Raw genomic sequence first — 21,855 nt, 5'->3', positions numbered from 1 at the left:
CACGCGGTGCGCTTTGGTGTCAACAAACTTCTAAGACCATCGAGTCCGCGGCGACTTGCGCGCGAACGAGCAGCTTTTACCGCTGGTTACAAACGATGAGAAGCAGAAAACGGTCCCGCAAAGCGAAAACGCGCGCATAAAAAAACGCCCGGCATCAACCGGGCGCTCTTCAAACCATCGCATTGCGCGCGAAGCACAACGAGCGCTCGCGCCCAGCGTCGCTCAGTCTTCGCGACGCAGATGCGGGAACAGAATCACGTCGCGGATGCTCGGGCTATCGGTCAGCATCATGACCAGACGATCGATGCCGATACCGCAGCCGCCCGCTGGCGGCATGCCGTACTCGAGCGCGCGGATGTAGTCGGCGTCGTAGAACATCGCTTCCTCGTCGCCGGCGTCTTTCTGGTCGACCTGCTTCCTGAAGCGCGCGGCCTGATCTTCCGGATCGTTGAGCTCCGAGAAGCCGTTGGCGATTTCGCGGCCGGTGATGAACAGCTCGAAACGCTCGGTGATGCCTGCCACCTTGTCCGACGCACGCGCGAGCGGCGACACCTCGATCGGGTAGTCGATGATGTAGGTCGGCTCCCACAGTTGCGACTCGGCGGTCTCTTCGAACAGCGCCAGTTGCAGCGAGCCGACGCCCGCGTTGAGGAACTGCGGCTGCGACGCATCGACGCCGAACTTCTTCAGTTCGGCGCGCAGGAACGTGCCGTCGGCGAGCTGCTCGTTCGTGTATTGCGGCGCGTATTTCTGGATCGCCTGCGTGATCGTGAGCCGATGGAACGGCTTCGACAGATCGAGCTCGCGGCCCTGATAAGTGATGGTGGCCGTGCCGAGCGCATCGATCGCCGCCTGGCGAATCAGCTGCTCGGTGAAGTCCATCAGCCACTTGTAATCGGTGTAGGCTGCGTAGAACTCGATCATCGTGAATTCCGGGTTGTGGCGCACGGATACGCCCTCGTTGCGGAAATTACGATTGATCTCGAACACGCGCTCGAAGCCGCCCACCACCAGCCGCTTCAGGTACAGCTCCGGCGCGATGCGCAGGAACATCTGCATGTCGAGCGCATTGTGGTGCGTCGAGAACGGCTTGGCCGCCGCGCCGCCCGGAATCGGGTGCAGCATCGGTGTTTCGACTTCCATGAAGTTCGCGTCGGCCATGTACTTGCGGATCGACGAAATCGCCTTCGTGCGCGCGACGAACGTGCGGCGCGTTTCCGGTGTGACGATCAGATCGACATAGCGCTGGCGGTACTTCATTTCCTGGTCGGCGAGACCGTGGAACTTGTCCGGCAGCGGACGCAGCGACTTCGACAGCAGACGCAGCTCGGTGCAGCGCACCGATAGCTCGCCCTTGTTGGTGCGGAACAGCACGCCGCGCGCGGCGACGATGTCGCCCATGTCCCACTTCTTGAACGCGTCGTAGGTCTCCTGACCGACGTCGGCCGGTGTGATGAAGAACTGGATCTGACCCGAGCCGTCGCGCACGGTTGCGAAACTTGCCTTGCCCATCACGCGTTTCAGCATCATGCGGCCGGCGATCGCGACTTCGAGCGGATGCGCTTCGAGCGCTTCCTTGTCGGCGTGCTCGTACTGCGCCTGCAGATCTTCGGCGTGGTGCGTGGGACGGAAATCGTTCGGATAGGCGACGCCTCGCTCACGCAGTTCGCGCAGCTTTTCGCGGCGCTCGGCGATGATCTTGTTGTCGTCCGCTTCGGGCACGACAGTCGGCTGGGTCGGTTCAGTCATGATGATTTGGTATTCGGTGGCCCGCCGCGGAGTGCTCCGCTGGCGGGAAGCCAGTCAGTGTAAAAACCTCAGGCGGTACTGGAAAAACGGCGAATAAATAGCGTGGAAGCAACGCAAAAGCAGCAACGAAGAAGGCGCGGTCCCGATCGGTGAACGGGGCCGCGCCGTGCGCGCCTAGACGCCCTGTTTCAGGCTCGCGCTGATGAACGGATCGAGGTCACCGTCGAGCACGCTCTTCGTATTGCTGATTTCGACGTTGGTGCGCAGATCCTTGATGCGGCTGTTGTCGAGCACGTACGAACGGATCTGATGGCCCCAACCCACATCGGTCTTGCCGGCTTCCAGCTTGTCCTGCTCGGCCTGACGCTTGCGGATTTCCGCTTCGTACAGGCGCGATTTCAGCATCGCCATGGCTTCGGCGCGGTTGCGGTGCTGCGAGCGGTCGTTCTGGCACTGCACGACGATGCCCGACGGCATGTGCGTGATACGCACCGCGGAGTCGGTCTTGTTGATGTGCTGACCGCCCGCGCCCGAAGCGCGGTACGTGTCGATGCGCAGGTCGGCCGGGTTGATGTCGACTTCGATCGAGTCGTCGATTTCCGGGTACACGAACACCGACGAGAACGACGTGTGACGTCCGCCCGACGAGTCGAACGGCGACTTGCGCACGAGCCGGTGCACGCCGGTTTCGGTACGCAGGAAGCCGTACGCGTATTCGCCTTCGATCTTGATCGTCGCGTTCTTGATGCCGGCGACGTCGCCTTCGGTCTGCTCGAGCACTTCGGTCTTGAAGCCCTTGCGCTCGCAATAACGCAGATACTGGCGCAGCAGCATCGACGCCCAGTCGCACGCCTCGGTGCCGCCGGCGCCGGCCTGGATGTCGAGAAAGGCGTTGTTGGGATCGGCCGGATTAGCGAACATCCGGCGGAATTCCATGTCGGCGACGCGTGCCTCGATGGCCTGGGCGTCACCCTCGCAGGCGAGCAGCGTGTCGTCGTCGGCTTCTTCGCGTGCCATCGCGAACAGGTCTTGCGCGTCGCGCACGTCGTTCGCGATCGACGTGAGCTTGCCGACCGTGTCGTCGAGCAGCTTCTTTTCCTTACCGAGTGCCTGGGCGTGCTTCGAGTCGTTCCAGACGTCCGGGTCTTCGAGTTCCCGGTTGACTTCGATTAGACGCAGTGCTTTGTCGTCGTAGTCAAAGATACCCCCGTAGGTCGTCCGCGCGCTTGCGCAGGTCGGCCAGAGAGGCTTCGATCGCGTTGAGACGTTCCGCTTCCATGTCGATCTTCTATTCTGCGTAAAAAGCAGAAATTATAGCCGATCGGCACGCCGCGCCGGAGCCTCGCGGGCGATCCAGCGCGTGTTCGCGATTGATTTTGCGGAAGATTTCAGCTCACCGCGTGCTCGACGATCAGTTGCACGCGCGACACGCCGTTCCATGTATCGCTCGCGAGCCGGTAGGCGACGGTGGTGCGCGCGGGCAGCGTGTCGGTGTGATTGAACCAGATCGCGTTGAAGCGCTGGCGGCCGCGCAGCAGTTGCAGCTTCAGGTGCTTGTCCTTCACCAACGCCTGCGAGGCGACCTCGAATTCGCCGGAGAACACCGGCGCCGGAAAACCCTGGCCCCAGACGGCCGCGTCGAGCATTTCGACGAATTGCGGCGTGAAGTACGCGTCTTCGAGCTCGCCGTCGGTTTCGATCGTGCGCGCGAGCGCCTGCGCGGACAGCCATTCGCGGCCGACCGCCTCGAACGCGGCGGTGAAGCGCGGCACGTCGGCGGCGGCGATCGTCAGGCCCGCGGCCATCGCGTGGCCGCCGAATTTGACGATCAGGTCCGGCTCGCGCTTCGAGATCAGATCGAGCGCGTCGCGCAGGTGGAAGCCCGCGATCGAGCGGCCCGAGCCCTTGACGAGCATGCCGGTATCGTCGGCCGGCGCGAACGTGAACGACGGGCGGTGGAACTTCTCTTTCAGCCGTCCCGCGACGATGCCGATCACGCCCTGATGCCAGCCCGGATTGAACAACGTGATCGTGGTCGCGCCGTCGGGATCGACCGTCGACAGGTCGTCCAGCGCCTGCTGCTGCATGCCGGCCTCGATTTCGCGGCGCTCGCGGTTCATCGTGTCGAGCTGCTGCGCGAGTTCCCATGCGCGGCCGACGTCGTCGGTGCTCAGGCATTCGATGCCGAGCGACATGTCCGACAGCCGTCCCGCCGCGTTCAGGCGCGGTCCCAGCGCGAAGCCGAGGTCGAAGCCGGAGGCGTTGCGCGCATCGCGCGCGGCGGCCCGAAACAGCGCGGCGATGCCCGGCTGCATGCGGCCGCGGCGGATGCGCTGCAGACCTTGCGCGACCAGCACGCGGTTGTTGCCGTCGAGTTTGACGACATCGGCGACGGTGCCGAGTGCGACCAGATCGAGCAGGCCGTCGAGGCGCGGCTCGGGCAGCGCGTCGCCGAACGCCCCACGGCGGCGCAGTTCGGCGCGCAGCGCGAGCAGCACGTAGAACATCACGCCGACGCCGGCGAGGCACTTGCTCGGGAACGTGCAGCCCGGCTGATTCGGATTGACGATCGCGCGCGCGGCGGGCAGTTCGTCGCCGGGCAGGTGGTGGTCGGTGACGAGCACATCGATGCCGAGCGCATTGGCCGCCGCGACGCCGTCGACGCTCGCGATGCCGTTGTCGACGGTGATCAGCAGATCGGGCTTGCCGGCCGCGCTACGCGCCGCCAGCTCGACGATGTCCGGCGTGAGCCCGTAGCCGTGCTCCATGCGGTTCGGCACCAGGTAGTCGATGCGCGCGCCGAACATGCGCAGCCCGCGCACTGCGACCGCGCAGGCGGTCGCGCCGTCGCAGTCGTAGTCGGCGACGACCAGCATGCGGCGCTGCTGCTGGAGCGCGTCGGCGAGCAGCGCGGCGGCCGCGTCGCAGCCCTTCAGTTCGGCGGGCGGCACGAGCCGCGCGAGGCCGGTTTCGACGTCCTCGGGCAGGCACACGCCGCGCGCTGCGTACAGGCGCGCGAGCACCGGATGCAGGCCGCAGCGGGTCAGCACTTCGGCGTCGACGGGGGAGCAGGGGCGTGTAACGATTCGGGTCATGCGGAAGGGCCGTGGATCATTCGATGAAAAGCGAGGCCAGCATGCGCCGCCGCCAGAATTTGCGCAGATCGCCGCGCGTGACCGTCAGCGTCACCGAGCCGGTGTCGCCGCACAGCGTGAGGCCGAGCTCGGCGAGTTCGCCCGACTGGAGTGCCGCGAGCGCGGGCGCGAACCAGTCGGTCTGCAGCGCGGCGAATGCCTGGTTCCAGCGCGCCCAGTCCTGTTCGACGTAGGGCGCGGAGAAGGGGTCGAGTTCGACGAGCGTTGCGCCGCTGCCGTAGGTGGTACCGCGCAGCGCCGCGGCCAGTTCGCGATACGACGCCGGCGGCGCGCCTGTCGCGACCCCCGCGCTGAGCGCGAGACCGCGCGTTGCGGCGGCATCGGACAGCACCTGCGCGAACGGACTGCGCACGCTCCGCGCGGCGCCTTGCGCGTGAAACCAGATCGAGTTGACGGCCGGCAGCCCGCGCGCCTCCCGCGCTTCGTTGACCGGATGCTCGAACCACGCCATCTGCACTTCGTTCTGCAGCTTCATCCACGCGCGAGAGCGTTCGCCGGAATGCGCTTCGTGCGGCAACCAGATCTCGATGTTGCGGCCGCTCGCGCGCAACGGCGACGCGCCCGCGAGCGAACCGAAAGCGTCGCTCGACAGATACCAGCGGATTGGCTTGGGCGCCTCGATGCGCACGCCGAGTTCCTCGATCAGCGGACGTGCGAGCGCGAGCAGCGTGCTCGCTTCGGCGTCCGACAGATTGAGCGACGCCGGGTCGATCAGCACCAGATGGTCGTGCGCGATGTGCACGTGTACCGGCTGCACGCAGGCCCACGTCGCGTTGCCGGGTTCGCCGCCGTCGGCGCGCAGCATGTAGGGCGCGAGCGGGGCTTCGTCGGCGGCGGCCGAGGCGCCGTCGGGCAGCGCGCCGAATTGTCGCGCGACCCAGCGCTCGTGCGGCAGCGTGCGCTGAAAATCCTCGCCGATCACGCGTTCGATCAGCGTCGCGCGCGCGATCAGCCTGTCGAGAGCGGGACACTGGATGTCGTGAAGCGCGGTGGAGGCGTCGGCCGCGGCAGGCAGCGCGAAGGGCAGCAGAAGATGGAGGCGGTCGGCAGGCATGATGCTGCGCATTGTAGGGCAAACGGTGCGAGTATTTCGACGAAGCGCGGCCGGTTTGTCGATGGCGCGGCCAAGGCACGTCCATTGCGCGAGCCGGCGCCATTGTGTGGCAAACTTCGCGCTTGATCGCCGGACCCGGCACGGTGGCGCACCGCGGCGCCGCGCCTCTATGCGCCGGCAGAGCCGCACAGCGGCCGGGCGCGCGAGGAACGATCCGCGCCGCCGCGAGCCCAACGATCACGACGCTCGGGCCGCACGGCGGACGTCGATGTCCGCCGGTCCCGACATACAGTCGAAGAACGCACAAAAGGATTCGCTTGAAATTTCCCTACGAATGGCAGATTGGCTGGCGCTACACACGCGCCGGCAAACGCACGACCGGTAACGGCTTCATTTCGTTCATCGCGCTGGTGTCGATGTCGGGCATCGCGCTTGGCGTCGCGGCGCTGATCGTCGTGTTGTCGGTGATGAACGGCTTTCAGAAAGAGGTGCGCGACCGCATGCTGTCGGTGCTCGCGCACGTCGAGATCTTTTCGCCGACCGGTTCGATGCCCGACTGGCAACTGACCGCGAAGGAGGCGCGCCAGAACAAGGAGGTGATCGGCGCGGCGCCTTACGTCGAGGCCCAGGCGCTGCTGACGCGCCAGGACGCGGTGAGCGGCGTCGCGTTGCGTGGCATCGAGCCGACCCTCGAGCCTGAAGTGTCCGATATCGGCAAGGAAATGAAAGGCGGCAAGCTGGCCGACCTCGTGCCCGGCGGCTTCGGCATCGTGCTCGGCGCCGATCTGGCGGCCAATCTCGGCGTGCAGCTGAACGACAAGATCACGCTCGTCGCGCCCGAAGGCACGATCACGCCGGCCGGCATGCTGCCGCGCCTGAAGCAGTTCACGGTGGTCGGCATCTTCGAGTCGGGCCATTACGAATACGACAGCACGCTCGCGCTGATCAACATCAAGGACGCACAGGCGCTGTTCCGGCTGCCCGCGCCGACCGGCGTGCGGTTGCGCCTCACCGACATGCAGCGCGCGCCGGAAGTCGCGCATCAGCTCGCGCGCACGCTGTCGGGCGATTTGTACATCCGCGACTGGACCCAGCAGAACAAGACCTGGTTCTCGGCGGTGCAGATCGAGAAGCGCATGATGTTCATCATCCTGACGCTGATCATTGCGGTGGCCGCGTTCAATCTGGTGTCGTCGCTGGTGATGACGGTGACCAACAAGCAGGCCGATATCGCGATCCTGCGCACGCTCGGCGCGCAACCCGGCTCGATCATGAAGATCTTCGTCGTGCAGGGCGTGACGATCGGCTTCATCGGCACGGCGACCGGCGTCGTGCTCGGCTGTCTGATCGCGTGGAGCATTCCGTGGCTCGTGCCGATGATCGAGCATCTGCTCGGCGTGCAATTCCTGCCGCCGTCGGTGTACTTCATCAGCGAGCTGCCGTCGGAGCTGGTTCCGGCGGACGTCGCGCGCATCGGCATCATCGCGTTCGTGCTGTCGGCGCTCGCGACGCTCTATCCGAGCTGGCGCGGCGCGAAGGTCCGTCCGGCGGAGGCGCTGCGCTATGAATGACCGCCTCGTCCATCCCTCAACCGATTCATCCATGACCGCTCAGGACTCCGCGTCGCATCCGTTCGTGCTCGAAGCCACCGGCATTTCCAAAGCGTTCGTGCAGGGCGGGCTGAACGTGCAGGTGCTCAACAATGCGCAACTCGCCGTGCGGCGCGGCGAGAAACTCGCGATCGTCGGCGCGTCGGGCTCCGGCAAGAGCACGCTGCTGCACGTGCTCGGCGGTCTCGACGATCCGAGCGCGGGCCACGTGTCGGTGCTCGGCAAGCCGTTCACGAAGCTCTCCGAGCGCGAGCGCAACGACCTGCGCAATCGCGCGCTCGGTTTCGTGTATCAGTTTCACCATCTGCTGCCGGAGTTTTCCGCCCTCGATAACGTCGCGATGCCGCTGCGGATTCGTCGCGAGACGACCGAAGTCGCGCGCCGCGAGGCCATGGCGGTGCTGGAGCGCGTCGGCATGGGGCATCGCGCGAAGCATCGGCCGGGCGAGCTGTCGGGCGGCGAGCGTCAGCGTGTCGCGCTCGCGCGTGCGCTCGTCACGAAGCCCGCCTGCGTGCTCGCCGACGAGCCGACCGGTAACCTTGACGGCGGCACCGCCGACACGGTCTTCAACCTGATGCTCGAACTGTCGCGCACGCTCGAGACGAGCTTCGTGATCGTCACGCACGACCCGGAGCTGGCGGGCCGCTGTGATCGCATCATGCGGTTGCGCGACGGCGTGCTGCACGAAGAGCCGCCGGTGCCGGTCTGAGTGCGGGCCGGCACGGTCCGTCCTCTTGCCAGCGAGATAACCCATGTGGATCGATACGCACTGCCATCTCGACGCTTCGGAGTTCGACGCCGACCGTGATGCGGTTGCGGCGTCCGCGCGCCATGCGGGGGTGTCGCGCATCGTGATTCCGGCGATCGGGCGACAGAATTTCGCGGCGGTGCGCGAGCTCGCGCATCGCGTCGACGGCGGCGCGTACGCGCTCGGCATTCATCCGCTCCTCACGCCGCACGCCGTCGATGCCGACCTCGACCTGTTGCGCATGGAGATCGAGGCGAGTCTCGACGATCCGCGCTTCGTCGGCATCGGCGAGATCGGGCTCGACTATTTCGTCGACGGCCTCGACGATGCGCGCCAGCAGTTTTTCTACAACGGCCAGTTGCAGCTCGCGCGCGAATTCGATTTGCCGGTCATCTGCCATGTGCGCAAATCGCAGGATCAGGTGATCAAAGGGCTGCGCCGGCATCAGATCCATCGCGGCATCGCGCACGCGTTCAATGGCAGTTTCCAGCAGGCGCAGGCGTACATCGATCAGGGCATGCATCTTGGGTTCGGCGGCAACCTCACGTTCGAGCGCGCCCGGCAGATCCGGCGACTCGCCGAACAGCTGCCGTTCGATGCGCTGGTCGTCGAGACCGACGCGCCGGATATCGCGCCGTCGTGGATGTACAGACAGCGCAATTCACCCGAGCAGATTCCGGCGATCGGCGCGAGCCTCGCGCGACTGCGCGGTGTCACTTCCGACGCAGCCGCCCTTGGCACAACGGCTAACGCGCTCGCCGCGCTGCCGCGACTCGCGCTTTCCTCTGCATAATCGATTCCGTTGATCGAAAGGGTTCGCGTCGGGCGATCCCCACGCCCGGCGGGCTCGCTGCTGCCCGTTCGCTGGCGCGGTGACGAGGCCCGGCGCCAGCGGGTACGGAGGGCGAATGAGGGCGGTCTGGTGTGGATTTGCGTTGGGGGTGGTCTGGCTGCAGCGACAGGCGGTGTTGCCGGATACAGGCACATGGTGCGCGTTGATACTGCTCGGCTGCACGGCGGCCGGCGTTGCGGTGTGGGGTTTGCGTGGCGGCGGAGCGGCTGCGGCGGCGGGTGTGACAGGTGCGGCCGGTGCGGCGCTCCAGCGCGAACACGAGCGGGGCTTCTCGCACCAGCTCGCTAGCGGCGTATGGCGCGACGCTCGCATGCGGCGGGTGGCCGGTTGGGGCGCGGTGTGGTGCGCGGCGATCTGCGTCGGCTTCGGCTACGCGGCCGTGCGCGCGCAAACGCGGCTCGCGGTGAGCCTGCCGCACGAGTGGGAGGGGCGCGATATCGAGGTGGTCGGCACGATCAAGGGATTGCCGACGCGTGACGACAAAGGCGCGCGCTTCCTGTTCGAGGTCGATACGAACGGTGCGCGGCTCGCCGCTTTCCCGCGCGTGATCCAGCTAGCCTGGATCGCGCGCGGCGCCGCGACGCCGCGGCTCGAACCGGGCGAACGCTGGCGTCTGACCGTGCGCCTGAAGCGCCCGCACGGCAACGCGAATTTCGGCGTGCGCGATGCAGAGGCGAGTCTGCTCGCGCGCAACGTCCGCGCGACCGGCTACGTGAGCGTGCCGGACCATGCGCGGCGCCTGACCGGTCACGCGCGCGGGCTCGCCGTGCTGGTCGACCGCTGGCGCGCCGGGTTGCGTGCGCGTATCGACGCGGTGCTTGCCGATGCGCCGCATCGCGGCATCGTCGTCGCGCTCGCGATCGGCGCGCAGGACGAAGTGAGCCCCGCCGACTGGCAATTGATGCGCGGCACCGGCACGAGTCATCTGGTGGCGATTTCGGGCTTGCATCTCGGCTTGGTCGCGGCGCTGACCGGCTGGCTCGCGGCGGCAATCTGGCGACGTTCGGGGTGGCTCGGCCGCAACTGGCCGCTGCGCTTGCCCGCGCAGCTCGTCGGCGTGACGGCCGGTGCGATGTTCGCCGCACTGCATGCCGCGCTCGCGGGCTTCAACGTGCCAGCGCAACGCGCGCTGTGGATGGCCGCGCTCGTCGCGCTGGCGTTCGTCGGCGGCCGGCAGCTAGCGCGCTCCACGGTGCTCGCGTGGGCGCTCGGGCTCGTGCTGCTGGTCGATCCGTGGGCGGTCGTGTCGGCCGGATTCTGGCTGTCGTTTTGCGCAGTCGGCGCGATCCTGTTCGCGATGTCGGGGCGGCCGCGCGTGCGGGTTCCACTGGCGTCCCGTCATCATGAAGACGAGGAGGGCAGCGCGGCGCGTCGCGTATCGATCCGGCGTCTGCGCGTGCTCGCCGAACGGTTGCGCAGCGCCGCTCACGCGCAGGTCGCGGTGACGGTCGCGCTGGCGCCGCTGACCGCCTACTGGTTCGCGCAAATTCCGCTCGCCGGTCCGCTCGCGAACGCGTTCGCGATTCCCTGGGTGAGCCTGCTCGTCACGCCGACGGTGCTCGCGGGCGTCGCATTGCCCGCGCCGCTCGATGCGTTCGCGTGGCGCGCCGCGCACACGCTGCTCGATGGTCTCGCGGCCGGCCTGCAACTGGCGTCGGGACCGCGCTGGACGCTGTGGTGGCTGCCGCAGCCGCATGCGTGGGCGCTGGCCGCGGCGGCGCTCGGTGTGCTGTGGTGTCTCGCGCCGCGCGGCTGGCCCCTGCGCTGGGCGGCGCCGCTGTCGTGGCTGCCGCTGCTGATGCCCAGCGCAAGCGGCGCACTCGCCGAGCCATCAGGCGCGTTCCGTCTGACTGCGCTCGATGTCGGGCAGGGCTCGTCGGTGCTCGTGCAGACCGCGCATCACGCCTTGCTGTTCGATGCGGGTCCCGGTCCGGAATCGAGCCACGCTGGCGAGCGCGTGGTGGTGCCGTTCCTGCGGGCGCAAGGCGTGACGACGCTCGATACGCTGATGATCAGTCACGCCGATTCGGATCATGCGGGCGGCGCCCCTGCCGTTTTCGAGGCGATCGAGGTGCGTCAGCTGGTGGCTGCTCTGGCGCCGGACAATCCGCTGTGGCCGAAGGCAAAACAGCATGGCACGCAGACGCTGCCGTGCATGGCGGGGCAGCGCTGGCAGTGGGATGGTGTTGAGTTCGCCGTGCTGTGGCCTGACGTCGGGGCACTCACGGGCAAGCCGAACGAGCATTGCTGCGTGTTGAGGGTCAGCACGTTGCCGCCCACCAACGCAAGCCAGGCGGCGGCGTTCGTCGGTGCGAACGCGCCGCGTTTCACGGCCCTGCTGACCGCCGACATCGAAGCGCCGACCGAACGCGCGCTGCTCGCGCGCGATCCCGCTATGCTGCGCGCGCAAGTGTTGATGGTGCCGCATCATGGCAGCAAAACGTCGTCGACCGAGCCGTTCCTCGACTCTATCGATCCGTCCATCGCGTTATTTCAGGTAGGCTACGAGAATCGCTTCCATCATCCGAATGCGGGCGTGTTCGCGCGCTACGCGGCGCGTCATATCGAACTCGGGCGCAGCGATCGCGATGGCGCCGTGAGGGTCGACGTCGATCCGGGCGCGCGCGGTGAGGAGGGCGCCGCGCTCACGCTCGAGCGCTATCGGGACACGCAGCGCCGCTACTGGATGGAGCCCTGAGCGCGTCGCGGCCCGATGAGCGCAACAGCGCAGACAACAGGCGCAAGCAGCGGTATAAGCAGCGGCACAGGCAAAGCACCGCCCACGCGTAAAAAACACAACGGAGATCGCCGCAGTTGAAAAACATCATCCATTTCTCGCATGCGAACGGCTTTCCGGCCTCGACTTACCGGACGATCTTCGCCGAGCTCTCCGACGACTACGACGTGCGCTCGATCGAGCGGATCGGCCATGATCCGCGCTTTCCGGTCACGCAGGACTGGCCCCATCTGGTCGAGCAACTGCTTGACGATATCGCCCGCAAGTACGAGCAGCCGGTGTGGCTCGTCGGGCATTCGCTCGGCGGTTATCTGTCGCTGATGGCGGCGCTGAAAAAGCCGCAGTGGGTGAGGGGCGTCGTGATGCTCGACTCGCCGGTGATCGCCGGCTGGCGCAGCAGCATGCTGCGCGTGTCGCAATGGACCGGGCTCGACGAGCGGCTGTCGCCCGCCGCCGCGACGCGCAAGCGGCGCACGCAATGGACGAGCCGTGACGAAGCATGGCGGCACTTCCATTCGAAGCCCGCGTTCGCGCGCTGGGACGAGCGCATGCTGTCCGACTACATCGACTTCGGCATTCCGCAGAGTTCGCCCGACGGCACCCGGGTGCTCGCGTTCGATCGTCGCACCGAATACCAGATCTACCGGACGCTGCCGCATACGCTCGGCGCGCGGCTCGCGCGCGGCGCGCCGGTGCCGGTCGGGTTCATCGCCGGAACACGCTCGAAGGAAATCCGCCAGGCCGGGCTCGACGCGACGCGACGCGCGACCGGCGGGCATGTCGAGTGGATCGAGGGCAGCCATCTGTATCCGATGGAAAAGCCGATCGAAACCGCGCGCGCGGTGCAACGCATGCTGCGTGAGCTGGAGCGAACCGCCTAACGTGCTGCGCGCACGAAGCGGGCCCCAAACCGCTGCGCCGGCTGCCATGCGAGGCGGCCTCGGCACGCGTGGGTCGGCCGTTTTTTGCTGGGTCGGGACCATCCTTTACGGTATAATCCGTTTTTCCCGCGAGCATCCAGCGATGACCAAATATGTTTTCGTCACCGGCGGCGTAGTATCTTCCCTCGGCAAGGGTATTGCCGCCGCTTCCCTCGCCGCGATCCTCGAATCGCGCGGTCTTAAAGTCACCCTCCTCAAACTCGATCCCTACATCAACGTCGACCCCGGCACGATGAGCCCGTTTCAGCACGGCGAAGTGTTCGTGACGGAAGACGGAGCGGAAACCGACCTCGACCTCGGCCACTACGAGCGCTTCATCAGCACGAAGATGCGCAAGGCCAACAACTTCACCACGGGCCAGATTTACGAGTCGGTAATCCGCAAGGAACGCCGCGGCGATTATCTCGGCAAGACCGTGCAGGTCATCCCGCACATCACGAACGAAATCCAGGCATTCGTCGAGCGCGGCGCAGCGTCTGCGACGTGCGGCGAGCCGGATGTCGCGATCGTCGAAGTGGGTGGCACGGTGGGTGACATCGAATCGCTGCCGTTTCTCGAAGCCGCGCGCCAGATGAGCCTGCGCCTCGGCCGCAACAGCGCGTGCTTCGTGCACCTGACGCTGGTGCCCTGGGTCGCCACGGCCGGCGAACTCAAAACCAAGCCCACCCAGCACAGCGTGCAGAAGCTGCGCGAAATCGGCATTTCGCCGCACGTGCTGCTGTGCCGTGCCGACCGCCGCATTCCGGACGACGAGCGCGCGAAGATCTCGCTGTTCTCGAACGTGCCCGAAGACGCGGTGATTTCCGTGTGGGACGCGGACAGCATCTACAAGATTCCGCAGATGCTGCACGACCAGGGTCTCGACGCGATCATCTGCGAAGAGCTGAAGCTCACGCCGAAGGCGGCGGACCTGTCCATGTGGTCGGACCTCGTCGAGAAGCTGCAGAACCCGAAGCACGAAGTGACGATCGGCATGGTCGGCAAGTACGTCGATCTGACCGAGTCGTACAAGTCGCTGATCGAAGCGCTGCGTCATGCGTCGATGCATACGTCGACGCGCGTGAATATCGAGTACATCGACTCCGAAGAAATCGAAACGCAAGGCGTAGGGAGCCTCAAGCATCTCGACGCGGTGCTCGTGCCGGGCGGCTTCGGCCGTCGCGGCACTGAAGGCAAGATCGCCGCGATCCGTTATGCGCGCGAAGCGAAGGTGCCGTATCTCGGCATCTGCCTCGGCATGCAGCTCGCCGTGATCGAATTCGCCCGCGACGTCGTCGGCCTGAAGGACGCGAACAGCACCGAATTCGATCAGGAAACGAAGAACCGCGTGGTCGCGCTGATCACCGAGTGGTACGACCGCGAAGGCCGCGTCGAGAAGCGTACCGAAGAGTCGGATCTCGGCGGCACGATGCGCCTCGGCTCGCAGCGCTGCCCGATCAAGCCCGGCACGCTCGCCGAAGAGATCTACGGCACCGATGTGAACGAACGCCATCGTCACCGTTATGAGGTGAATAACCGTTTCGTGCCCCAGCTCGAAGGCGGTGGCCTCATCATTAGCGCCCGTACCCCGAGCGAGGATTTGCCGGAAATGATGGAGCTGCCGCGCAGCATGCACCCGTGGTTCGTCGGCGTCCAGTTCCACCCTGAATTCACGTCTACGCCGCGTGACGGTCATCCGCTGTTCAAGTCGTTCGTCGAAGCGGCGCTCGCGCATCAGCAGTCGAGGGTCGAGGAGAAAGCATGAAACTGGGCGATTTCGACGTCGGGCTCGACAAGCCGTTTTTCCTGATCGCCGGTACCTGTGTCGTCGAATCCGAACAGATGACGATCGACACGGCCGGCCGCCTGAAGGAAATCTGCGCGAAGCTGAATATTCCGTTCATCTACAAATCGTCGTACGACAAGGCCAATCGCAGCAGCGGCAAGTCGTTTCGCGGTCTGGGCATGGACGAAGGTCTGCGCATCCTGTCGGAAGTGAAGCGCCAGCTCGGTCTGCCGGTGCTGACCGACGTGCACGCCGAACACGAGATCGAGCAGGTGGCGTCGGTCGTCGACGTGCTGCAAACGCCCGCGTTCCTGTGCCGTCAGACCGACTTCATCCACGCGTGCGCGCGCTCGGGCAAGCCGGTCAACATCAAGAAGGGCCAATTTCTCGCGCCGCACGACATGAAGAACGTGATCGACAAGGCGCGCGACGCCGCGCGTGAAGCGGGTCTGTCCGAAGACCGCTTCATGGCGTGCGAGCGCGGCGTGTCGTTCGGCTATAACAACCTCGTGTCGGACATGCGTTCGCTCGCGATCATGCGCGAGACCAACGCGCCGGTCGTGTTCGACGCGACGCATTCGGTGCAGTTGCCGGGCGGTCAGGGCACGAGCTCGGGCGGCCAGCGCGAATTCGTGCCGGTGCTCGCGCGCGCCGCGGTCGCGGTCGGCGTCGCCGGTCTGTTCATGGAAACGCACCCGAATCCGGCGCAAGCGAAGTCGGACGGGCCGAACGCGGTGCCGCTCAATCGCATGGCCGACCTGCTCGAGACGCTCGTCACGCTCGACCGGGCCGTCAAGCGCGGGCCGTTCCTCGAAAGCGATTTCAACTGATTCAGGTGTGCGCCGCGTGTCACGATTGCCCTCGATAATCGACCCGCGGCGTTTTCGCATAATGGTCGTCGAACGTATCGGCGCGCGAGCTGTCTGTCGGGGAGACCGGCAGGCACGCGATGCAAGGTCACAGTAAAGAATTCAACGTCATCCTTTGAGGAAACCATGAGTGCTATCGTAGACATCATCGGTCGAGAGATTCTCGATTCGCGAGGCAACCCCACGGTCGAATGCGACGTGCTGCTCGAGTCGGGCACGATGGGGCGCGCGGCCGTGCCGTCGGGCGCGTCGACCGGCTCGCGCGAAGCGATCGAACTGCGCGACGGCGAAGCCGGCCGCTACGGCGGCAAGGGTGTACTGAAGGCCGTCGAGCACATCAACACGGAAATCTCCGAAGCGATCATGGGTCTCGACGCTTCCGAGCAGGCGTTCCTCGACAAGACGCTGCTCGAGCTCGACGGCACCGACAACAAGTCGCGCCTCGGCGCGAACGCGATGCTGGCCGTGTCGATGGCCGTCGCGAAGGCCGCGGCTGAGGAGGCCGGTCTGCCGCTGTACCGCTACTTCGGCGGCTCGGGCGCCATGCAACTGCCGGTGCCGATGATGAACATCGTCAACGGCGGCGCGCATGCGAACAACAGCCTGGACATCCAGGAATTCATGATCGTGCCGGTCAGCCAGCCGAGCTTCCGCGAAGCACTGCGCTGCGGCGCCGAAGTGTTCCACGCGCTGAAGAAGATCCTGTCGGACCGCGGCATGAGCACGGCAGTCGGCGACGAAGGCGGCTTCGCACCGAACTTCGGCAGCAACGAGGAATGCCTGTCCACTATTTTGCAAGCCACCGAGAAAGCAGGCTACCGCGCCGGTGAAGACGTGCTGCTCGCGCTCGACTGCGCGGCGAGCGAGTTCTACCACGACGGCAAGTACCAGCTCGCGGGCGAAGGCCTGCAGCTGTCGTCGACGGAATTCGCGGACTACCTCGCGAACCTCGCCGACAAGTTCCCGATCGTGTCGATCGAAGACGGCATGCACGAGGGCGACTGGGAAGGCTGGAAGACGCTGACCGACAAGCTCGGCAACAAGGTCCAGCTGGTCGGCGACGACCTGTTCGTGACGAACACGCGCATCCTGAAGGAAGGCATCGAGAAGGGCATCGCGAACTCGATCCTGATCAAGATCAACCAGATCGGCACGCTGACGGAAACCTTCGCGGCGATCGAAATGGCCAAGCGCGCGGGCTACACGGCGGTGATTTCGCACCGTTCGGGCGAAACTGAAGACTCGACGATCGCGGACATCGCCGTCGGTCTGAACGCCGGCCAGATCAAGACAGGTTCGCTGTCGCGTTCCGACCGCATCTCGAAGTACAACCAGCTGCTGCGTATCGAGGAAGATCTCGGCGATATCGCGAGCTACCCGGGCAAGTCGGCCTTCTACAATCTGCGCTAAGCGGTCTTCGCCAGATTGTTCACGCCGATCGATGAGCCGGTTATCCTTCGTTTCTGATTGACCTCGCCGCCCTGCGTATAGCGCAGGGCGGCGCGTATTTATTGTGCTTACTTCATGCGGCTTGTCACTGCTGTCCTGATCGTTCTGCTGGCGTTGATCCAGTACCCGCTCTGGTGGGGGCACGGCGGCTGGCTGCGCGTGCATGAGTTGCAGGGACAACTCGCGCAGCAACTGCAGAAGAATGCCGACGCGAAGCTGCGCAACGAGCGCATCCAGGGCGAAGTGCAGGACCTGCAGAATGGCACGGCCGCGGTCGAAGAGCGGGCGCGCTATGAAATGGGCATGGTCAAGGACGGCGAAGTGTTCGTGCAGTTCGTGTCGCCGAACCAGCCGTTGCCGTTGGCGAATACGCCGTCGGCGAACACCTCGACGCGCGGTGAGGTGTCGGCTGCGCCGCTGCATGTGGTGCCGAATCCGGAGTCGCGCGCGAAGCCGGATCGCAAGCATGGCGGGAAGGCAGCGGCTGCGAAGGAGAAGAAGCCGGTGCACTGAGGTTCGATATTTCGCATCGGCCTCGCAGGAAGGCGCAAAAAAAGCGCGGTTCATCCTGAACCGCGCTTTTTTGTTTTTATGCTGCCGTGTTCGCCCTACCAGCCCCAATACGGCCCGAACCCGACGCCGATCCCGGTTCCCCAGCCACGTCCCCAACCGCCGCTCGAGAAGCCCGCGGAAAACCTCACGGGTGGCGAACGCGAGTAATAGCGCGACCAGGCTTGCGCGGCGGCGTCCGCGGCCATCGTCTGATTCTGTTCGAACATGACCTGTTGCTCGATCGCGTCATAGCGCGCGCGTTCCTCCGGTGTCAGCGTCTGCGTATGACTGATGGCTTCGGCCTGATCGGGCGGCAGACGGCTCAGAATCGGCGCTGGGCCACGCGGATCGATCGAGCAGCCGGCCAGCACCGCGCTGCCCGTGAGGACGGCAAGGATCAACGAAAGCGTGTGCTTCATGGTCGAATCTCCATCGGTCCGAGGCTCGAGCAAGCGTCTTCCAACGCGCAGCGCCGCATCCTTCCAAAGTATCAACGCCGCGCTCAAAAGCAACGCGCCGCCCGAGCCGTGACGAGGCATGGGGCGGCGCGGTCAGGACTTGCGTTGAAGAGCCCGATCAGTTCACGGGCACGTACTCCGCTTCGGCGAAAGCGCGGTCTAGTGCCGCTGCGCGGCCGCCGGCGTCACACCCTGTGAGAGTCCGCCGGCCACGAAAAGTTGCGCGACGTCGACCGGGTCGAACTCGTAGCGCTGATTACAAAACTCGCAGTGAATCTCGACGTGGCCGCGTTCCTCGATCACGCTGTCGACTTCATCGCGGCCAAGCATCTTCAGCATCGCGCCGACTTTTTCGCGCGAGCACGTGCATTCGAAGCGCGCGGTAACCGGCTCGAAATGCTGGACGTTTTCCTGCCAGAACAGGCGTCGGAACACCGTCTCAGGTTCTTCCTTCAGCAGCTCGTCGTGCGACAGCGTGCCGCCGAGCGTGCACACGCGTTCCCACGTATCCGCGTCGAGCTCGCCCGGATGCGGGACGATGCCGCCGTCGCCCGGCAGTTTCTGCAGCAGCATGCCGACCGCGCGCTCGGTGTTCGCCGCGAGCCACATGCGCGTGTCGAGCTGCTCGGAGTGATGCATATAGTGCTCGAGCACCTCGGCGATCGACTTCAGCGCTCCGTCCACGCCCGACAGCGGCACGATACTCTGGTACGGCTGCTGGCCGGGCTGCTTGGCGGTCGGGTCGAGCGTGATCACGCAGCGGCCGTAGCCGCTCGCGTTCACCAGATCGATGAGCGAGGTCGTGTCGTCGATCGTATGGGCGGCTTCGCCGGACAGCTTCGCGGTGGCGCGCATCGTCAGGTTCGAGCTGCACTGCACGACCAGCATCTTGACCGGGCCATCGCCGAAAATCTGCATGACGAGCGTGCCGTCGAACTTCAGGTTCGCCGACAGCAGCGCGCACGCGGCCATCATTTCGCCCAGAATCGTTCGCACGGGCGCCGGATAATCGCGGCGCGTCAGCACGTCCTGCCAGGTATTGCGCAGGGAAACGATCTCGCCGCGCACCGGCGCCGCGCTGAACATGAATTTTTGCAACTGGTCGCTCACAACTTTTCCTCGCTGGAATGACGCGGCATGACGCCGCGCCTTTGCGCACCGCGCGCCGGCCGTCTAGCCGATGCGTACGAGCTGCGCCTTGAAATACTCGCGGCGCCCGGCATAGCTTGCCGCGCCGCGCTGCATGTTGGCGATATCCGCTTCCGTCAGTTCGCGCACCGCCTTCGCGGGCGCGCCGAGGATCAGCGTATTGTCGGGAAACACCTTGCCCTCGGTGACGATGGCGCCCGCTCCGACCAGACAGTTGCGGCCGATCACCGCGCCGTTCAAGACCACCGCCTGAATTCCGATCAACGCGCCTTCCTTGATCGTGCAGCCGTGCAGCATCGCCTGATGGCCGATCGTCACGTTCGACTCGACCGTCAGCGGATAGCCGGGGTCGGTGTGCAGCACCGCGCTTTCCTGCACGTTGCTGCCGGCGCCGATCGTGATCGGCTCGTTGTCGCCGCGCAGTGTCGCGCCGAACCACACGCTCGCGTTCTCCTCGAGCGTTACGTTGCCGATGATGTTCGCCGAATCCGCGACGAACACGCTTTCATGAATGATCGGGGCAGCTTCGCCCAGCTTGTAAATCGTCACAATGTCTCCTTGTTGGTCAGAGCCGGGCCTTCGGTGACTCCGATCCTGTGCACGATGATGGTCTGATCGGTTGCCACGCATGGGCGGGGCGGCGCGCAGCCGGCGCGGTGCGAGGTTGGCGGTCTTGCGTCGCCAACTGACGGGCGTGCCCGAAAGCGCGCCGGTTGGTCGAATCGGGTATTGTAAACGGTTGTGTGCTTGAGCCGCTTGGCCGCTCGCGCGCGGCTCAGCCGCCGTCTGTCCGCCGTCTTTACCGCTTCCATCGCCGATCCGTTTGTCATGACGTCCGCCGCTTCGCCCGCTTCTGTCGCTTCTCCCGCATCGAATTCTCACGACGAGCCGCCGTGCGCGCGCCGCGCCGCGCTCGCGGCGTTGCGCGAGCGGGATCCGGCCGCGAAGGCCGCGGCGGCCCGCGAGCTGTACGCTGCGGTACTCGACGGTCGCGCGCTCTGTGACTCCGGCCTCGATCTCGCCGAGCCCGCTGGCCTGCCGGGCCGCCCCGAACGGCCCGAACTGGTCGAACCGCGCCAACTCGGTCGACGCAGCATGCAGTCGCCGCAGGGCCGCGCGGTGCTGCTCCACGCGCTCGCGCACATCGAGTTCAATGCGATCAATCTGGCGCTCGACGCCATCTGGCGTTTCCCCGGCATGCCCGCCGGGTTCTATACCGACTGGCTCAAGGTCGCCGCTGAAGAGGCGTATCACTACTCGCTGCTCGCCGCGCGTCTCGCCGAATATGGCCACGCGTACGGCGACTTCCCGGCGCACGGCGGCCTATGGGACATGTGCGAGCGCACCCGTGGCGACGTGCTCGCGCGCATGGCGCTCGTGCCGCGTACGCTCGAAGCGCGCGGCCTCGACGCGTCGCCGCCGATCCGCGCGCGTCTGCAGCAGGCCGGCGATCACGCGTCGGCGGCGATTCTCGACGTGATCCTGCGCGATGAAATCGGCCACGTGCTGATCGGCAACCGCTGGTTTCGTCACCTGTGCGACGCGGACGGCCTCGATCCGCACCACACCTATGTGCGTCTCGCCGACCAGTATCACGCGCCGAAACTGCGTGGCCCGTTCAATTTCGAAGCGCGCCGCGACGCTGGTTTCGACGACGCCGAACTCGCCGCGCTCGCGAGTCAGGATGCGCAGCAAGCCATGCAGGCAACGGACGACCGAGCATCGCGTCAATAAACCGTTACCACTTCTTGCGCCGCTGTTCCTATAATCGAACGACCATTCTTTTTTACGGGTGCGCCGTTCATGAATACATCCCGCTCTGAGTTCGTTGCCGCGCGCGGCGTCCGGCTGCACGTGCGGCGCTGGGGCCATCCCGATGCGCGGATACTGTTCATGCTGCACGGCTGGATGGACGTCGGCGCGTCGTTCCAGTTCGTCGTCGATGCGCTCGGTGGCGACTGGCAGGTGATCGCGCCCGACATGCGCGGCTTCGGTCTGTCCGACTGGCCGGTCGCCGAGCGCGGCGGCGGCAGCTACTGGGTGCAGGACTATCTCGGCGATCTCGACGCGCTGATCGACCACTACGCGCCCGACGGCCAGGTGAACCTCGTCGGTCACAGCATGGGCGCGAACGTCGTGTGCCTGTATGCGGGCGTGCGGCCGCAGCGGGTACGGCGCGTGGTCGATCTGGAAGGCTTCGGGCTCGCGCCATCGCATTCGGCGCAGGCGCCGAAGCGCCTGCTCAACTGGCTCGACGAATTGCGCGATCCACCGCAGCTCAGGCGCTACGCGTCGCTCGACGAGGTCGCCGCGCGCCTGATCAAAACCAATCCGCGCCTCGTTCCGCGGCGTGCGCAGTTTCTCGCGCAGCACTGGTCGAAGCCGGATGGCGAAGGGCGCTTCATGCTGCTCGCCGATCCGGCGCACAAGGTCCGCGGCCCGACGCTGTATCGCCTCGACGAGGTGATGGCGGTATGGCGTAAGGTCAGCGCGAAGGTGCTGCACGTCGAGGCCGCCGGCTCGCCGACGCTCGCGCAGATCGCCGGCGACATTCCGCTCGACGAATTCAAGGCGCGTTTCCAGGCGTTTCCCGATTGGCGCGAGAAGATCATCGACGGCGCGGGGCACATGGTGCATCACGACCAGCCGGAGCAGATCGCCGCGTTGATCGAGGGGTTCTGCGCCTGACACCGCGCCTGAAGCTACGTTTGAAACGGCGCTCGTGGGTCGCCCGGAGGTCGCGGGATCGGCGCTGACTGGTCTTGG

18 protein-coding genes are annotated in these 21,855 nt (G+C 66.0%); 11 read left to right on the top strand and 7 right to left on the bottom strand.

The window, feature by feature from the left end:
- Window positions 1–222 precede the first annotated feature (222 nt).
- The 4 genes from lysS to F6X37_RS21410 all read right to left on the bottom strand — a co-directional run bounded on the left by lysS (window position 223) and on the right by F6X37_RS21410 (window position 5,970).
- Window positions 223–1,749 carry a lysine--tRNA ligase gene (gene lysS, locus F6X37_RS21425; RefSeq protein ID WP_187612676.1) on the bottom strand — a complete coding sequence of 509 codons (1,527 nt, stop codon included), beginning with the start codon at window positions 1,747–1,749 and terminating at the stop codon, window positions 223–225.
- 174 nt (window positions 1,750–1,923) lie between these two features.
- Window positions 1,924–3,028, bottom strand: a protein-coding gene (prfB, locus tag F6X37_RS21420) for a peptide chain release factor 2 (protein ID WP_187612675.1) whose coding sequence is annotated in 2 segments (ribosomal slippage) — window positions 1,924–2,946 and window positions 2,948–3,028 — 1,104 coding nt in all. Because the reading frame shifts where the segments join, the coding sequence is not laid out codon by codon here.
- Window positions 3,029–3,137: 109 nt separating this feature from the next.
- Window positions 3,138–4,844: a single-stranded-DNA-specific exonuclease RecJ gene (gene recJ / locus F6X37_RS21415; RefSeq protein ID WP_187612674.1), complete on the bottom strand. Its 1,707-nt coding sequence runs from the start codon at window positions 4,842–4,844 to the stop codon at window positions 3,138–3,140.
- A 16-nt stretch (window positions 4,845–4,860) separates the two neighbouring features.
- Window positions 4,861–5,970 (bottom strand): regulator, encoded by a 1,110-nt coding sequence (locus F6X37_RS21410; RefSeq protein WP_187612673.1) that lies wholly within the window; start codon window positions 5,968–5,970, stop codon window positions 4,861–4,863.
- Between the two features lie 305 nt (window positions 5,971–6,275).
- Here F6X37_RS21410 and F6X37_RS21405 point away from each other — a divergent pair, with 305 nt between their 5' ends.
- The 9 genes from F6X37_RS21405 to ftsB all read left to right on the top strand — a co-directional run bounded on the left by F6X37_RS21405 (window position 6,276) and on the right by ftsB (window position 17,443).
- Window positions 6,276–7,529: a lipoprotein-releasing ABC transporter permease subunit gene (locus F6X37_RS21405; protein ID WP_184048864.1), complete on the top strand. Its 1,254-nt coding sequence runs from the start codon at window positions 6,276–6,278 to the stop codon at window positions 7,527–7,529.
- A 31-nt stretch (window positions 7,530–7,560) separates the two neighbouring features.
- Window positions 7,561–8,277 carry a lipoprotein-releasing ABC transporter ATP-binding protein LolD gene (gene lolD, locus F6X37_RS21400; protein WP_410451386.1) on the top strand — a complete coding sequence of 239 codons (717 nt, stop codon included), beginning with the start codon at window positions 7,561–7,563 and terminating at the stop codon, window positions 8,275–8,277.
- Between the two features lie 43 nt (window positions 8,278–8,320).
- Entirely contained in the window at window positions 8,321–9,109 is a 789-nt protein-coding gene (locus F6X37_RS21395) for a TatD family hydrolase (protein WP_184057318.1), read from the top strand.
- Window positions 9,110–9,224: 115 nt separating this feature from the next.
- A complete protein-coding gene (locus F6X37_RS21390; RefSeq protein WP_187612671.1) occupies window positions 9,225–11,867 on the top strand; it encodes a DNA internalization-related competence protein ComEC/Rec2 in 2,643 nt (880 codons plus the stop codon).
- Window positions 11,868–11,983: 116 nt separating this feature from the next.
- On the top strand, window positions 11,984–12,787 hold the full coding sequence (locus F6X37_RS21385; protein WP_184022399.1) for an alpha/beta fold hydrolase: 804 nt from the start codon (window positions 11,984–11,986) through the stop codon (window positions 12,785–12,787).
- A gap of 142 nt (window positions 12,788–12,929) precedes the next feature.
- Window positions 12,930–14,591 (top strand): CTP synthase, encoded by a 1,662-nt coding sequence (locus F6X37_RS21380; protein ID WP_184022401.1) that lies wholly within the window; start codon window positions 12,930–12,932, stop codon window positions 14,589–14,591.
- The gene (kdsA, locus tag F6X37_RS21375) at window positions 14,588–15,442 is read left to right on the top strand and encodes a 3-deoxy-8-phosphooctulonate synthase (protein WP_090800765.1); all 855 of its coding nucleotides are present in this window, start codon (window positions 14,588–14,590) and stop codon (window positions 15,440–15,442) included. Before F6X37_RS21380 ends, kdsA begins: the two co-directional genes overlap by 4 nt.
- 165 nt (window positions 15,443–15,607) lie before the next feature.
- Window positions 15,608–16,891: a phosphopyruvate hydratase gene (gene eno / locus F6X37_RS21370; protein ID WP_187612670.1), complete on the top strand. Its 1,284-nt coding sequence runs from the start codon at window positions 15,608–15,610 to the stop codon at window positions 16,889–16,891.
- A gap of 114 nt (window positions 16,892–17,005) precedes the next feature.
- Entirely contained in the window at window positions 17,006–17,443 is a 438-nt protein-coding gene (gene ftsB / locus F6X37_RS21365) for a cell division protein FtsB (protein WP_090800763.1), read from the top strand.
- A gap of 95 nt (window positions 17,444–17,538) precedes the next feature.
- Here ftsB and F6X37_RS21360 read toward each other — a convergent pair whose 3' ends face one another.
- From F6X37_RS21360 to F6X37_RS21350, 3 genes are all read right to left on the bottom strand, one after another.
- Window positions 17,539–17,901: a hypothetical protein gene (locus F6X37_RS21360; RefSeq protein WP_090800761.1), complete on the bottom strand. Its 363-nt coding sequence runs from the start codon at window positions 17,899–17,901 to the stop codon at window positions 17,539–17,541.
- A 198-nt stretch (window positions 17,902–18,099) separates the two neighbouring features.
- The gene (gene hslO, locus F6X37_RS21355; RefSeq protein WP_090800759.1) at window positions 18,100–19,050 is read right to left on the bottom strand and encodes an Hsp33 family molecular chaperone HslO; all 951 of its coding nucleotides are present in this window, start codon (window positions 19,048–19,050) and stop codon (window positions 18,100–18,102) included.
- A 63-nt stretch (window positions 19,051–19,113) separates the two neighbouring features.
- On the bottom strand, window positions 19,114–19,638 hold the full coding sequence (locus F6X37_RS21350; RefSeq protein WP_184004143.1) for a gamma carbonic anhydrase family protein: 525 nt from the start codon (window positions 19,636–19,638) through the stop codon (window positions 19,114–19,116).
- Between the two features lie 279 nt (window positions 19,639–19,917).
- Between F6X37_RS21350 and F6X37_RS21345 the strand changes: the two genes are divergently transcribed.
- The gene (locus F6X37_RS21345; protein WP_187612691.1) at window positions 19,918–20,823 is read left to right on the top strand and encodes a ferritin-like domain-containing protein; all 906 of its coding nucleotides are present in this window, start codon (window positions 19,918–19,920) and stop codon (window positions 20,821–20,823) included.
- 69 nt (window positions 20,824–20,892) lie between these two features.
- On the top strand, window positions 20,893–21,777 hold the full coding sequence (locus F6X37_RS21340) for an alpha/beta fold hydrolase (protein ID WP_187612669.1): 885 nt from the start codon (window positions 20,893–20,895) through the stop codon (window positions 21,775–21,777).
- Window positions 21,778–21,855: the final 78 nt, after the last annotated feature.

Source organism: Paraburkholderia sp. 31.1 (assembly GCF_014397645.1).
Taxonomy (GTDB): domain Bacteria; phylum Pseudomonadota; class Gammaproteobacteria; order Burkholderiales; family Burkholderiaceae; genus Paraburkholderia; species Paraburkholderia tuberum.
Note: the sequence above shows the minus strand (reverse complement) of the source record. Positions and strands in the feature narration are given on the sequence as shown.

What these genes read in the sequence shown, in the direction of transcription:
- F6X37_RS21345 (WP_187612691.1), top strand. Translation starts at nt 19,918, where the DNA reads ATGACGTCCGCCGCTTCGCCCGCTTCTGTCGCTTCTCCCGCATCGAAT.
- kdsA (WP_090800765.1), top strand. Translation starts at nt 14,588, where the DNA reads ATGAAACTGGGCGATTTCGACGTCGGGCTCGACAAGCCGTTTTTCCTG.
- ftsB (WP_090800763.1), top strand. Translation starts at nt 17,006, where the DNA reads ATGCGGCTTGTCACTGCTGTCCTGATCGTTCTGCTGGCGTTGATCCAG.
- eno (WP_187612670.1), top strand. Translation starts at nt 15,608, where the DNA reads ATGAGTGCTATCGTAGACATCATCGGTCGAGAGATTCTCGATTCGCGA.
- lysS (WP_187612676.1), bottom strand. Translation starts at nt 1,749, where the DNA reads ATGACTGAACCGACCCAGCCGACTGTCGTGCCCGAAGCGGACGACAAC.
- F6X37_RS21380 (WP_184022401.1), top strand. Translation starts at nt 12,930, where the DNA reads ATGACCAAATATGTTTTCGTCACCGGCGGCGTAGTATCTTCCCTCGGC.
- F6X37_RS21390 (WP_187612671.1), top strand. Translation starts at nt 9,225, where the DNA reads ATGAGGGCGGTCTGGTGTGGATTTGCGTTGGGGGTGGTCTGGCTGCAG.
- F6X37_RS21395 (WP_184057318.1), top strand. Translation starts at nt 8,321, where the DNA reads ATGTGGATCGATACGCACTGCCATCTCGACGCTTCGGAGTTCGACGCC.
- recJ (WP_187612674.1), bottom strand. Translation starts at nt 4,844, where the DNA reads ATGACCCGAATCGTTACACGCCCCTGCTCCCCCGTCGACGCCGAAGTG.
- lolD (WP_410451386.1), top strand. Translation starts at nt 7,561, where the DNA reads ATGACCGCTCAGGACTCCGCGTCGCATCCGTTCGTGCTCGAAGCCACC.
- F6X37_RS21340 (WP_187612669.1), top strand. Translation starts at nt 20,893, where the DNA reads ATGAATACATCCCGCTCTGAGTTCGTTGCCGCGCGCGGCGTCCGGCTG.
- F6X37_RS21410 (WP_187612673.1), bottom strand. Translation starts at nt 5,970, where the DNA reads ATGCGCAGCATCATGCCTGCCGACCGCCTCCATCTTCTGCTGCCCTTC.
- F6X37_RS21360 (WP_090800761.1), bottom strand. Translation starts at nt 17,901, where the DNA reads ATGAAGCACACGCTTTCGTTGATCCTTGCCGTCCTCACGGGCAGCGCG.